Source organism: Caballeronia sp. M1242 (assembly GCF_017220215.1).
Lineage (GTDB): Bacteria > Pseudomonadota > Gammaproteobacteria > Burkholderiales > Burkholderiaceae > Caballeronia.
Window position 1 is genome coordinate 1213225 of the sequence record NZ_CP071130.1, and the last position, 12201, is coordinate 1225425.

Consider the following 12201-nt stretch of genomic DNA (forward strand, 5'->3'; position numbering starts at 1 on the left):
GCCGTGATGCAGGTCAGCGAGGCTGGCTTATGAAGATTCGTGTGCTGGGCTCGTCGGCAGGCGGCGGATTCCCGCAATGGAACTGCAACTGCCGCAATTGCGACGGCGTGCGTCGCGGCACGATAGCGGCGCGGGCGCGCACGCAGTCCTCCATTGCCATCAGCGATAACGGCGAGGACTGGCTGCTCGTCAATGCTTCCCCCGACATACTCGCGCAAATCGCGGCGAATCCGGAGTTGCAGCCCGCGCGTCGCGTGCGCGATACGGGCATCGCAGCGGTCATCGTGATGGACGCGCAGATCGATCATGTCACCGGTCTTCTGATGCTGCGCGAACGCGGCACGCCCTTGCCGCTCTATGCGACCGACGCCGTGTGGCAAGACCTCTCGACGGGTTTTCCGGTCACGTCGATTCTCTCGCATTACTGCGGCGTCGAACATCGGCGCATCGCGCTGGACGGGGCCGCGTTGAGCGTGCCGGAACTGCCGCGCGTGCAGATAAAAGCGCTACCGCTTTCGAGCAAGGCGCCGCCTTACTCGCCGCATCGGGAAGCGCCCGAAGTGGGCGACAACATTGGCCTCGTGTTCACGAACAGCGCAACGGGCAAGCGGGCGTTCTATGCGCCGGGGCTAGGCGCGATCGAACCGCAGGTGCTCGAGGCGATGCGCGGGGCCGACCTCTTGCTGATCGACGGCACGGTCTGGACCGACGACGAAATGATTCGTCTGGGCCTGACGAAGAAGACCGGCGCCGACATGGGTCATCTCGCTCAGAGCGGCGCAGGCGGCATGATCGAGGTGCTCGATTCGATCGCGCGCGCGGGAATGCGCAAAGTGCTAATCCATATCAACAACACGAACCCGATTCTCATCGAAGATGGTCCCGAACGCCGCATGCTGTCGGAGCATGGCATCGAAGTGGCGCACGACGGCATGAGCTTCGAGCTATGAAGAATCCCTGGAGAACGATGAATGTCTGACCACCCGTTCACGCCGATGCTCAATCCCACGACCGGCCCGCACTTCACCGCAGTGAAGACCGCGGAGCCAGCGTGGACGCGCGAACAGTTCGAGGAACAACTGCGCGCGAAAGGCACGGCGTACCACATCCATCATCCGTTCAATGTGAAGATGAATGGCGGTGGATGTTCGCCAGAGCAGATTCGCGGCTGGGTCGCTAACCGCTTCTACTATCAGATCAACATTCCGCTGAAGGACGCGGCGGTCATGTCCAACTGCCCGGACCGCGAGACGCGCCGCCGTTGGGTACTGCGCATTCTCGATCACGACGGCTATGAAGATCAGCCGGGCGGCATCGAAGCATGGGCGCGACTGGGCGATGCAGTGGGTCTCTCGCGCGACGATCTGTGGTCACTTCGGCTCGTCACGCCCGGCGTGCGCTTTGCCGTCGACGCTTACGTGAACTTCGCGCGGCGCGCGCCGTGGCAGGAATCGGTGTGCTCGTCGTTGACTGAGATGTTCGCGCCGCAGATTCACAAGGATCGCCTGGCGACATGGCCCGAGCATTACAAGTGGATCGAAGCCGATGGTCTCGCTTATTTTCGCTCGCGTGTGTCGCTCGCGCAGCGCGATGTCGAACATGGTCTCGAAGTGACGCTCGCTCACTTCACGACACGCGAGCAACAACAACGCGCGCTCGATATTCTGCAATTCAAGCTGGATATTCTCTGGACCATGCTGGATTCCATCGAAAAGGCCTTTCCGTCATGAGCGATATGAACCCGACGCAGCGTGTTCAGGAAGCCGTCGAAGCACCGGATGACTCACTGCATCCGAAGCTCAAGCGTCTCTTTCGCCTGCAATGGGAGCCCGCGCAGGATGCGCACGTCCTGCTTTATCCCGAAGGCATGGTGAAACTCAATCAAAGCGCCGCGCAGATTCTTTTGCGCTGTGACGGCACACGCGACATTCCCGCGCTCGTCGCGGATCTGGAACAGGCGTTCAACGCAAGCGGCCTCGGCGACGACGTGCGGGCGTTCATCGCCGGCGCACGTTCGCGCGGCTGGCTGGAGTAACGAGGCACAAGCAGAGGCACAAAGAGAGGCACGAGCATGACCGATCTTTCCGAACCCATTGCGAAGCCCGAGCACGAAGGCGCGGTCATACCGCCGCCGCTCTGGCTGCTCGCCGAACTGACGTACCGCTGTCCGCTGCATTGCGTTTTCTGCTACAACCCTGTGAACTACGCGGAACACACGCAAGAGTTGAACACCGAGCAATGGCTCGACACATTGCGGCAGGCGCGCGCGCTCGGCGCGGCGCAACTCGGCTTTTCGGGCGGCGAGCCGTTGCTTCGCGACGATCTGGAAACGCTCGTCGCAGAAGCACGCAAACTCGGCTTCTATACGAATCTCATCACGTCGGGCATCGGGCTCACGGACAAGCGTCTGACTGCGCTGAAGGACGCGGGACTCGATCATATTCAACTCTCGTTTCAGGACTCGACGCAGGAGCTGAACGACTTTCTCTCCAGCACGAAGACCTTCGACCTGAAGAAACGCGTCGCCAATCTCATCAAGGCCCACGGCTTCCCGATGGTGCTCAATTGCGTCTTGCACCGCTATAACCTGCCGCATATCGGCCGCATCATCGACATGGCCCTCGCGATGGACGCCGAGTATCTCGAACTCGCGAACACGCAGTACTACGGCTGGGCGCACGCGAACCGCGCGCAACTCATGCCGACCGCGGAGCAGTTGCAGGAAGCCGAAGCGGTGGTCGAGCGTTACCGGCGCGAGATAGGCGACAAGTGCAAGATTTTCTTCGTCGTGCCGGATTACTACGAGCGTCGGCCGAAGCGTTGCATGAACGGATGGGGCTCCGTGTTTCTCGGCATCGCGCCGGATGGCGCCGCGTTGCCGTGTCATACGGCGCGCTCTTTGCCAGGCCTCACCTTCCCCAACGTGACGCAGACGCCGCTCAAAGACATCTGGTATGAGAGCGATGCGTTCAACCGCTTCCGCGGCTTCGGCTGGATGAAGGAGCCGTGCCGCAGCTGCGACGAGAAAGCCATCGACCTCGGCGGCTGCCGCTGTCAGGCGTACCTGCTCACGCAAGATCCGGCGAACGCGGACCCGGTATGCGACAAGTCCCCGCATCATGAACGCGTCATCGAAGTGGTGCGCGCGGCATCGGTCAGGCAAGAGCCAGCGGAACAGCCCATCGTCTTTCGCAACGATGCGAACTCGCGGCGCATGGCGGCGGCACATCGCGCACTTGATTCGGACAACGAAGGATAGTCACATGACCGCCGACATCTCCGTGCTGCTGGTGGACGATCACGCAGTCGTGCGTGAGGGCTACAAGCGTCTGCTTGAACTGAGCCCCCACGTGAGCGTCGCGGGCGAAGCAGCGGACGCGGCGCAGGCTTACCAAAAGTTCTGCGCGTTGCAGCCGGACGTCGTCGTGATGGACCTTGCATTGCCGGGTGCAAGCGGCATAGAGGCGATGCGGCGCATGCTCGCACGCGAGCCGCAGGCGCGCGTGCTCATATTCAGCGTGCATGAAGAAGCGATCTTCGTACGCCGCGCACTCGATGCCGGCGCGCGCGGCTATGTGACGAAAGCCAGCGCGCCGGACGTGCTCGTTGAAGCCGTGCGCTCCGTCGCGCGCCGCATCGGCTATCTGAGTCCCGACATATCGCAGGCGCTGGCATTGCGCGAAACGATTCGTGAAGGCCCGCCGGGACGGCAGTTATCGGCCCGTGAGTTCGAAGTCTTGCGTCTGCTGGTGCAGGGTTATACGTTGCCGAGCATCGCGGAGAAACTCGGTTTGAGCCAGAAGACCGTGGCGAATCATCAGTCGGTCATACGCCAGAAGTTCGGCGCGGACAATGGCGTGCAGCTTGCGCAAATCGCGAGCCGCCTCGGTCTTCATTTCTCCGATTTCACCGGCGCAGCCGATGCGCCGTTCGGCTCGCTCGGCAACGGCAGTCCCGCTTGAGCGGGCACGCGGGCGCAAAAGAGCAAGCCTTCGCCGGGGCTGCTTGCAAGATGGAACTCGCCGCCGAGCGCCTCGACACGCTCGCGCATGCCGACCAGTCCCAGGCCCTTGCGGGGAATCGTGAGGTCGATGCCGGGACCGTCATCGGCCATCGTGACGACGATTTCATCCGCGGCTGAGTTCGCATCTTGCGGCGTGCGCACGAGATAGATCTCGACACGCGAATCGCGGGCGAACTTCGAGATATTCGTGAGCCCTTCCTGCACCAGCCGATACAAAGTGATATTGAGCGCATCGCTCAGATGATCGAAGTCGCCTTCCACCGTCAGCGAAAACACCGCCTGCGGCAAGCGTTCGCGCCAGCCTTCGATGCAATGTTCGAGCGCGGTCGGCAAGCCGAATTCGTCGAGCCCGATGGGTCGTAGCTTGCGTATCATTCCGCCGATCTCGCGATACACATGCGTCGCGCTTTGCATCAACGCGAGAGAGAGCCGATGAATCTCCTCTTCGCGGCCCGCAGAAAGGTCGCGAATGCGCGCTGCATCGAGCGACATGGCGTTCAGGTATTGACCGAGTTCATCGTGCAATTCGCGTGCAAGATGACGACGCTCGTTCTCCTGCGCGGACATGGCCTGATTGGCGAGGCGGCGATTCTGCGCAAGCAGTTGCTCGGCTTCCTCTTCCAACGTCCGACGCCGCCGCGCTTCGCGTTGTGCTTCCCGATAGCGGCGCCACGCGAACCACGCAAGGCCGAGCGCCAGCACGACAAGCGTCGCGGGCATTTCGTCGAGCTGGAAGCGCTCCGCGCTGCGCGTCCAGCGATACGTGAACTCGCTGAAGTCGAACGTCGCGAACAGGGTGCCCGCGGCGAACGTGACGGCGAGCACGCAGGCGAGATCGCGCACGACCGTCGAGCGCGGCGTGCGAGTGGAAGACGCTTTCGCAGGCGAGGAGAAGGACTCGGATGGCATCACGCGAAACATTCTACGCACGCCTGTGGGAAGCGGCGCAGTAGGCATCGCACGTTTGAGCGCTTCTTTCGATGAACGGGAGAATTTCCCGCATCAGCGCGGCTTGAATGGATAGACCTTGGCCGGCCGCCGCTGCCGCAGTTCCGCCAAGTAGTTCTCCACGAAGCGGCTTAGCGCATGCGCTTTCAGTTGTTCGAGCATGCGCATGGCGTCGCTCGGCGATTCCGGTCCCATGACGAGCGCGCCCACGCCGAGCGCGCCGAGATGCACGACCAATGCGCAGGAAGAGAGCGAGCCGGCATCGAAGAGGCGCACTGCATCGGCGGCTTCGTCGTCGATCTCGAAGCCCTCTTCTTCGCACACGTCGAAGCGCAACTCGCCGTGTTTGCCTATGGACGCAGGCAGCCAGCGGCAATTGCCCGTGCCGCCCTGAGACGCGATGAGCACGCGCTTGCGCGTGGGTGTATCGCTGATGGTGTCAAACGCCTCGGCTAATGTACACATGATTGTCCTCGCCGGCGAGCCTAACTGATACTAGCAGTCGCCCGCCGCGAGACGCGACGTGTAATGCGCAATGATGCGCGGCACAAAACGAAACGGCTGTGCGCTCGAACTTAACGTCCGGTGATGGAGCCCGCGCTCGGAGGGTACGTCACGATGCCCCATGCAAGCGGTACATCGTTTATCTGCTTGACGGTCGCGTAGTTCGAAGCGTCGAGCACATACACCGCGTTCGAACGGCCGCATGCAAGCAGCACCTTCGAGCCATCCGGCGTGAAGCTGAAGTGCCAGCAACGCTGCCCAATCGGCGCGTCGCTCACGTGCGCGTATGTGGAAGCATCAAAGACTTGCAGCGTCTTGTCGCGAGATGCGGCTACGAAAAGACGCTTGCCCGATGGATCGAACGACACGCCATAAGGTCCGGCTTTCGTATCGACGGTCTTCGCCGGCTTGAGCTCGTTACCCGCGAGCACCATGAACTTGTTCGCGTTCTCCAGCGTAACGACATAAGCCTTGCCATCAGGCGATGCCTTGATGCCGCGCGGCCGCGACCCTTTGGGCAGATTGACCGTGCGCACGGGCTGGCCGCTGCCGGCGCGATAGACCGATACCGTATCGTCGCCCTCGTTCGTCACGAGTATAAGCTTGCCGTCGCGCGAAAACTCGACGCCTTCCGTCTCATGGCCGCTCTTGACCGAACGCCTGACCTTCATCGTCTTCAGATCGACAATGGCGATTTCCGCGGGCGGCGATTGAGCGTCATCGTCTTCTTTCTGCTGCTCTCCGGGTTTCCCCGGCGCGCCCGATTCGCCCGGCTCATACGTGACATAAGCCGCGCCGCCGTGCACGCGCACGAACTCCGGATTCTTGCCGATCTTCGCGCGGCGCAGCACGTTGCCGGATGCCGTATCGATCTCGGACAGATCGCCCGTCGACTTGTTCGCGACGTAGAGGCGCGTGCCGTCGCTGTTGAGACTCAGGCCACGCGGACCGTCCTTGCCCACGTCGATGGTCTTCGTAAGCGACAGGCCGTCGAGATCGATCACGCCGACGCCGCTGCTTTCGCTCGTCACATAGGCCAGCGGCGCTGCCGCGTGTGCGTGACTTGCGCAAAGCAGCAGCGCAGGCGCTAACAGCGACGATAGTGAAAGGCGCGTCGCGTTGAAGCTCACATGCATGATCGTCTCCGGCTGAACGTTCTTGGTATCGTTTTAAGGGCGTATTAAACGCCGGCCCCACAGCCAACTTAGCGCAGGATCCCGCGCGCAGGCAACGTTGCAACACGGGAGAAATTCCCGAAATGCGGATAGTGCATGCGACCGCAGCCTAACGCATGACGGAGGCTTCGGTCGTCAGCAGATCGACGAGCGCCTTTGCGCCGCGCTGCCACGACTGGTCCGTGTTGCCGCGCATATCGACCGAACGCTGGAAGAGCGTCGCGCCGCTATCGACGTCCTCCACGCGCAGATTGATATTGAGGATGAGGTTGCTGATCTTCTGCACCCAACACACGCCGACGCGCGATACACCCAGTTCGCGCGCGACGCGAAGCTCGCAGCCATTGCAGGCGCTCACGTCCTGCGCGCGTTGAAGCGCTGCAATGAGATCGCTCGCCTGTGCATTGTCCGTCACATGTAAGGGCGTCTTCTCTCTCAGTTGTTCGCGCAGTGCGTTGCTGACCATCGCGAGGCGCTCGGCCTGTATGCGATTGGTGTCCGCATCGTTATAGGCGGCGTTGTCGTCGATCAATGTGCAATCCAGCAGCGCGATGGATTGTTGGGCTCGCTGAGCTTGCGCCTGTCCACTCAATGGCAGACCACATAGAACGAGTAACGCCAGCATACGGACGACGGATGTCATGGTCTTGGTCTCGATCGTTGCGTGGTGACGCGGGAGCCAACAGCATGCGCCGGTCTGTCGGCTTCTGTCCAACATTCCTGTGCACCTTGCATCGGTTAAGCGCGGCCTTCGAACCTCGAGGGCCATAGCGCGCGCGCCGACGCGAGCTCGAGCGTCGCATTGGCATAGGCTTTGCAGAATTTCGCGCGAGCACTCGATGTGCTCGCCGCCCATGCGATCCACCACGCCACGCTGCCAGGAGAAACGCCATGAAGCCCGCTCTCGTCATTACCGACCTCACGCTCGACACGAACACGCGCCCCAACGAAGCCGCCCTATCGCGGCAACAGATGCAGCAGATCGCCGGAGGACGGTCCGTTCTCGCGACTGTCGACGGCCGTTCGACCGCGGCCATCGACGACTGGCAGATGAATATCGCCATCTTCGAAGGACGGGTTGGCGGTCCTTATATCGTTTGAAGCCAATGCCGATCGACGTTCAGCGGCGGCGCGGGTGCGTGCACGCGGGCCGCCACTGCTTTATCGATGCATTCGCCAATGGATTACTCACGTTGAGAGGAGTAAGGTCAGATTGCCGGCATGGCGAAACAGGAGACGATCATGACCGTCGACCTCTCTACTCAATGGCATGTCTTCGAATACGAAGGCTTCGATATCCACGTGCTTCCGCAGTTAAAGCCCGGGTCCGAACCGGCGCAACGGTACGCCTTCATCGGACATGTGTGCCTTCATGGCGCGAATGCGGACGTGCCTGGAGAAGCCGTTCACTTTCACTCCGATGGCGACGACGCATATAAGACCGCCGCAGACGCTTTAGACGATGCGCGGCACATCGGCAAGAGCATCGTGGATGGCACGCATCCGGACCTGTCCGTGCTGTCTATCGTCTCGCACCACCACCATTCCTGAGCTACATGACGACACCCATCGACGATGCTCGTATCGTCAGTCTCAGCGCAGTCACGCTCGCGACGCACGACATGGCGCGGGCCGTAGGCTTTTATCAGGCGCTGGGCTTTCGCATCGTGCACGGCGGCGCTAACGAGGCGTTCACATCGTTCGCGCTCGGCGACTCTTACCTCAACATCACGAGCGAAACGCACGGCCCCATCTCGTGGTGGGGCCGCATCATCTTCTATGTATCTGATGTCGATGCGTTCTATCGCAAAGTGAAGGCGCTCGGTATCGAGCCTCAGTTCGCACCACGCGACGCGCCGTGGAACGAGCGCTATTTCCATCTTACCGATCCCGACGGCCACGAACTCAGCTTCGCGCGCCCGCTTTGATATAAGCGCTGCCGACCGGCACGCGCGCTTCCTGTTGCTATTTCGCCAAACTGCGCGTGCACGGGATATTCAGGCGTACAGTTCAAGTGCTTTGTCATGAGTGTGGTGCGTTGCGGCAGGCGTCTTTCATGGGACCGCTCAAGCGTCGAATGCTTTCGGCCGATATACAGCCTCGAACGCCGCATGCAGGAGACTTCAGATGAAATGCGCGAACGAACGATCGCTTCGTTTTCTGGTCGAGAAATGGCTCGCGCCGGCAAGCGTGCCGGTCCATGTCAAGCAGTTCAGCCGCACGCGAGCCGATCATCGGCGTTTCGTGTGCGTGGAGACGATGCAAGGCACTGCGTCGAAGGCGCTGTTCTTCTTCCGTCACGACGACGGGCAGTGGTGCGTCTATCCCGCCGCGCCGCGCAAAGAGAACATGCGCACCGAACGACTCGCGGCCTAGAAGCGCAGATTGTTGAAGAACTGATACCACATCGCGCCGAGCGGGTTGGCTGCGTTGGGCTCGTCGGCTTTTGGTTTCTCGGGTGTAGGCTCTGCAGACTGCTCTTCTTTCGCTTCGCTCGTCGCGGGTTCTTGACGTGACTCGTGCAACGCGACGACGCTTTCCGCAATATGACGCGCAGTGGGTTCATCGCAGTCGTGCCCAAGCAATACGCCGAACACGACATCGCGGTTATGACCCTGCGATGCAAAGCGCATGGCAAGCGCTACGCGCTTCGCGTAAAGCGCCTCACGCTCCGCTTCCTCTTCGCGCATGCGTGCTTCCCAGCGTTCGATTTCTTCGGCGAAGGTTCGGTCGTACACCTCGCGTTGCGCGGGGTCGGACAGGATCGCGTACGCTTCCTTCACTTCCTGAAAGCGGGCCCGCGCCTCCTCTTCCTGACCGGCATTTCGATCCGGGTGGCAGCGCATCGCGGCCTTGCGATAGGCACGCTTGATCTCGTCTTCGGTGGCGTGTTCATCGACGCCTAGCGTTTCGTATAACGTTGCCATGTGCGGTCGTTGAGAAGGGACGCAAGGCATCGTAACACGCTAAAAACGGGGACTTTCCGTGGCTTGCCTATCGGCGCGTGCGGATGATGGAGTCGAGGCTTGCCGGTCCCAAGGCATCGTAGATGGCGCGCGCCGCGCGCAGATAATGCGCGATATGCAGCCGAATCACGACCACCGCGGCCGCGAACAGCCCGAGCGTCACGAACAGATACGCGCGCGGCTCAGGCACGAGGCCGAAGCGCGTATGCAGCGCGACGAAGACGATCCATGCAAAGGCTGGCGCATGCAGCGTCCAGTGACGCTGCGCGAAGTGCCACGCCAGGCGTCGCACGTCGCTTCGCGCGCGACGGTTGAGACCTGCGAGTTCCGGGCGTCGGTGGAAAAGAAACGGCATGACTGACTCGCTGCGCCATGAGCGCGTCATATTGCGCGTGGATAATGCCGGGCTTTGTTCCATCTAGCATACGCCGAGGCGACTGACTCACGATGGCGCTTTCTCTCGACGATATCCGGCATCTCTTCGATGCGCACGGTTCGATGGCCTACAGCGGCGAACCTGTCACCCAGTTGCAGCACGCGCTGCAGACGGCCTGGCTCGCGGAAGAAGCAGGCGCGAGTCGCGAGTTGATCGTCGCAGCGCTACTGCACGACCTCGGGCATTTACTGAACGTGCGAGGCGAGACGCCGACCGAGCGCGGCATCGACGATCTGCACCAGTACTACGCGCTGCCGTTCTTGCGGCCCGTGTTTGCCGATGCAGTGCTCGAACCGATTCGCCTTCATGTGGATGCGAAACGCTGCCTGTGCGCGATGGATCCTGCGTATCACGCGCGGCTGTCGGCGGATTCCGTGCGCAGCCTGCAATTGCAAGGCGGCGTGTTCGATGCGGACGAAGCGCGCGCTTTCCTAGCGAAGCGTTACGCGCAAGACGCGATGACCCTGCGACGCTGGGACGACGCCGCGAAGGACGCAAGCCGCGTCACGCCGCCTCTTTCGCACTATTTGGGGATCGCGGCGAGCGTTACGTAGTGGGCAACGGTGCGACGGCCGTTCGAGTAAACTGCGGTGCATGCACGCTGATTACATCACAACTACGCGGCCGCAACGTCCGGACGTCTTCGCGAGCCGGGCGTCATGAAAGGCGGCAACTTCCGCATCACCGCCGCCGTCGTCGCTAGCGCCCTCTTCATGCAGAACATGGACGGCACGATCGTCGCGACCGCCATCCCGACGATGGCCCGCGATCTGCACGTCGATGCCGTCCACCTGAGCAGCGCCATTACCGCGTATCTGGTCGCGCTGACGGTCTTCATTCCCGCAAGCGGCTGGGTGGCCGACCGTTTCGGCGCGCGACGCGTCTTCATGTGGGCCATCGCCACGTTCACGCTCGCTTCCATCGCCTGCGCCGCCGCGATGAACCTGCCGCAGCTCCTCGCAGCGCGCGTCGTTCAGGGACTCGGCGGCGCCATGATGGTCCCCGTCGGCCGGCTCATTCTGTTTCGCGGCGTCAAGCGCGAGGAATTGCTTCAGGCGACGACGTGGCTGACGATGCCCGCGCTCGTCGGTCCGCTTCTCGGTCCGCCGCTCGGCGGCTTTCTCACCGACGCGCTCTCATGGCGCAGCATCTTCTGGGTCAACGTGCCCGTGGGAGTGGCCGGCCTGCTCCTGACGTGGCAGCTCTTGCCGCCTTCGCCGCCCGAAGCGCGCACGCCGCCGGACCTGCGCGGCATGGTGCTCTCGGGCGCGTCGCTCAGTCTCTTCATGGTCGGGATCGAAAGCGCGGGCCGCCACGTGTTGCCGGACGGCGTGCCGTGGGTATGCGTCGTCATCGGCGTGCTGCTTTTCAGGGCCACAGTCGTGCATTGCCGCAAGACGCCGAATCCGGCCATCGACTTCTCGCTGCTTTCCATTCCGACGTTCCACGCCGCGACCGTCGCGGGCAGTCTCTTTCGCGCGGGTGCCGGCGCGTTGCCGTTTCTCGTGCCGCTGACGTTGCAGACAGGCTTCGGCTATAGCGCGTCGGCGAGCGGGCTCGTGACCTTTGCGAGCGCGCTCGGCTCGTTTTGCATGCGGCCGATGACGGCGCTCGCGCTGCGGCACTTTTCCGTGCGCACGGTGCTGTGCGCGGGCAGCGTCTCGTTCGCCGCCGTGCTCGCCGTCTGTTCGACGATGTCGCAAGCGTGGCCCGCCAGCGCCATCTTCGCGCTGCTGCTCGTCGGCGGCCTCGGCCGTTCGCTCAGTTTCGCGACGATGGGCGCGCTCGCCTTCGCCGACGTTCCGAAGCCGCGCCTATCGGCGGCGACTTCGTTCCAGGGCACCGCGCAGCAATTGATGAAGGCGCTCGGCGTGACCGTCGCGGCGGGAACCATTCAGGCCACGATGCTCGTCTCCGGCGGCGCGCAGACCGAACGGTGGCAACTCGCTTGCGGATTCGCAGCAACCGCGTTGCTCGTCCTCGCCTCGTGGCCGATGTTCGCGCGCCTATCCGCCGACGCTGGCGAGGGCATCTCGGCTTCTTCCGCGAAGTAAATTCTTCCGGCTATCGAAACGATTCTTCGTATTTAAGACAAGTGACTGATCGAAAAGGAGATTTTTCGACGATATAATGCGGCACCGCTTTCCT

The 12201-nt window shown here is 62.4% G+C and carries 17 protein-coding genes; 11 read left to right on the plus strand and 6 right to left on the minus strand.

Annotated features, from left to right (window positions below):
* Positions 1-29: 29 nt before the first annotated feature.
* Genes pqqB through JYK05_RS19080 form a run of 5 tightly spaced genes read left to right on the plus strand, consistent with a single transcriptional unit; the run spans position 30 to position 3962 of the window.
* Positions 30-950 carry a pyrroloquinoline quinone biosynthesis protein PqqB gene (gene pqqB / locus JYK05_RS19060; protein WP_206468876.1) on the plus strand — a complete coding sequence of 307 codons (921 nt, stop codon included), beginning with the start codon at positions 30-32 and terminating at the stop codon, positions 948-950.
* Positions 951-995: 45 nt separating this feature from the next.
* Positions 996-1730, plus strand: coding sequence for a pyrroloquinoline-quinone synthase PqqC (gene pqqC, locus JYK05_RS19065; RefSeq protein ID WP_206469676.1), 735 nt, complete (start codon positions 996-998; stop codon positions 1728-1730).
* Positions 1731-1735: 5 nt separating this feature from the next.
* Positions 1736-2035, plus strand: coding sequence for a pyrroloquinoline quinone biosynthesis peptide chaperone PqqD (gene pqqD, locus JYK05_RS19070; RefSeq protein WP_241270018.1), 300 nt, complete (start codon positions 1736-1738; stop codon positions 2033-2035).
* 36 nt (positions 2036-2071) lie between these two features.
* A complete protein-coding gene (pqqE, locus tag JYK05_RS19075; RefSeq protein WP_206468878.1) occupies positions 2072-3259 on the plus strand; it encodes a pyrroloquinoline quinone biosynthesis protein PqqE in 1188 nt (395 codons plus the stop codon).
* A 4-nt stretch (positions 3260-3263) separates the two neighbouring features.
* Complete coding sequence (locus tag JYK05_RS19080; protein WP_206468880.1) at positions 3264-3962, plus strand: response regulator transcription factor; 699 nt, start codon at positions 3264-3266, stop codon at positions 3960-3962.
* On the opposite strand, the gene JYK05_RS19085 is transcribed toward JYK05_RS19080, so the two are convergent.
* The 4 genes from JYK05_RS19085 to JYK05_RS19100 form a co-directional block, all read right to left on the minus strand.
* Positions 3893-4933, minus strand: coding sequence for a sensor histidine kinase (locus JYK05_RS19085; protein ID WP_206468882.1), 1041 nt, complete (start codon positions 4931-4933; stop codon positions 3893-3895). The two genes, JYK05_RS19080 and JYK05_RS19085, sit on opposite strands and share 70 nt — an antisense overlap.
* Before the next feature lie 93 nt (positions 4934-5026).
* Positions 5027-5437 carry a hypothetical protein gene (locus JYK05_RS19090; RefSeq protein ID WP_206468884.1) on the minus strand — a complete coding sequence of 137 codons (411 nt, stop codon included), beginning with the start codon at positions 5435-5437 and terminating at the stop codon, positions 5027-5029.
* Positions 5438-5547: 110 nt separating this feature from the next.
* On the minus strand, positions 5548-6612 hold the full coding sequence (locus JYK05_RS19095; RefSeq protein WP_206468886.1) for a beta-propeller fold lactonase family protein: 1065 nt from the start codon (positions 6610-6612) through the stop codon (positions 5548-5550).
* A 148-nt stretch (positions 6613-6760) separates the two neighbouring features.
* Positions 6761-7294 (minus strand): DUF3280 domain-containing protein, encoded by a 534-nt coding sequence (locus JYK05_RS19100; protein WP_206468887.1) that lies wholly within the window; start codon positions 7292-7294, stop codon positions 6761-6763.
* A gap of 248 nt (positions 7295-7542) precedes the next feature.
* On the opposite strand from JYK05_RS19100, the gene JYK05_RS19105 reads away from it, so the two are divergent.
* From JYK05_RS19105 to JYK05_RS19120, 4 genes are all read left to right on the plus strand, one after another.
* The gene (locus tag JYK05_RS19105) at positions 7543-7752 is read left to right on the plus strand and encodes a hypothetical protein (protein WP_206468889.1); all 210 of its coding nucleotides are present in this window, start codon (positions 7543-7545) and stop codon (positions 7750-7752) included.
* A 141-nt stretch (positions 7753-7893) separates the two neighbouring features.
* On the plus strand, positions 7894-8202 hold the full coding sequence (locus JYK05_RS19110) for a hypothetical protein (RefSeq protein ID WP_206468890.1): 309 nt from the start codon (positions 7894-7896) through the stop codon (positions 8200-8202).
* Between the two features lie 5 nt (positions 8203-8207).
* Complete coding sequence (locus JYK05_RS19115) at positions 8208-8579, plus strand: VOC family protein (protein WP_175940734.1); 372 nt, start codon at positions 8208-8210, stop codon at positions 8577-8579.
* 199 nt (positions 8580-8778) lie between these two features.
* The gene (locus tag JYK05_RS19120) at positions 8779-9027 is read left to right on the plus strand and encodes a hypothetical protein (protein WP_206468891.1); all 249 of its coding nucleotides are present in this window, start codon (positions 8779-8781) and stop codon (positions 9025-9027) included.
* Here JYK05_RS19120 and JYK05_RS19125 read toward each other — a convergent pair.
* Together JYK05_RS19125 and JYK05_RS19130 are read right to left on the minus strand one after the other, a co-directional pair.
* Complete coding sequence (locus JYK05_RS19125) at positions 9024-9578, minus strand: J domain-containing protein (protein WP_206468893.1); 555 nt, start codon at positions 9576-9578, stop codon at positions 9024-9026. The two genes, JYK05_RS19120 and JYK05_RS19125, sit on opposite strands and share 4 nt — an antisense overlap.
* Before the next feature lie 67 nt (positions 9579-9645).
* A complete protein-coding gene (locus tag JYK05_RS19130; protein ID WP_241269954.1) occupies positions 9646-9972 on the minus strand; it encodes a hypothetical protein in 327 nt (108 codons plus the stop codon).
* Between the two features lie 92 nt (positions 9973-10064).
* Here JYK05_RS19130 and JYK05_RS19135 point away from each other — a divergent pair, with 92 nt between their 5' ends.
* Both JYK05_RS19135 and JYK05_RS19140 read left to right on the plus strand, forming a co-directional pair.
* Positions 10065-10607, plus strand: coding sequence for a phosphonate degradation HD-domain oxygenase (locus JYK05_RS19135; RefSeq protein WP_206468894.1), 543 nt, complete (start codon positions 10065-10067; stop codon positions 10605-10607).
* A 105-nt stretch (positions 10608-10712) separates the two neighbouring features.
* Positions 10713-12107: a DHA2 family efflux MFS transporter permease subunit gene (locus JYK05_RS19140; RefSeq protein WP_206468896.1), complete on the plus strand. Its 1395-nt coding sequence runs from the start codon at positions 10713-10715 to the stop codon at positions 12105-12107.
* Positions 12108-12201 lie beyond the last annotated feature (94 nt).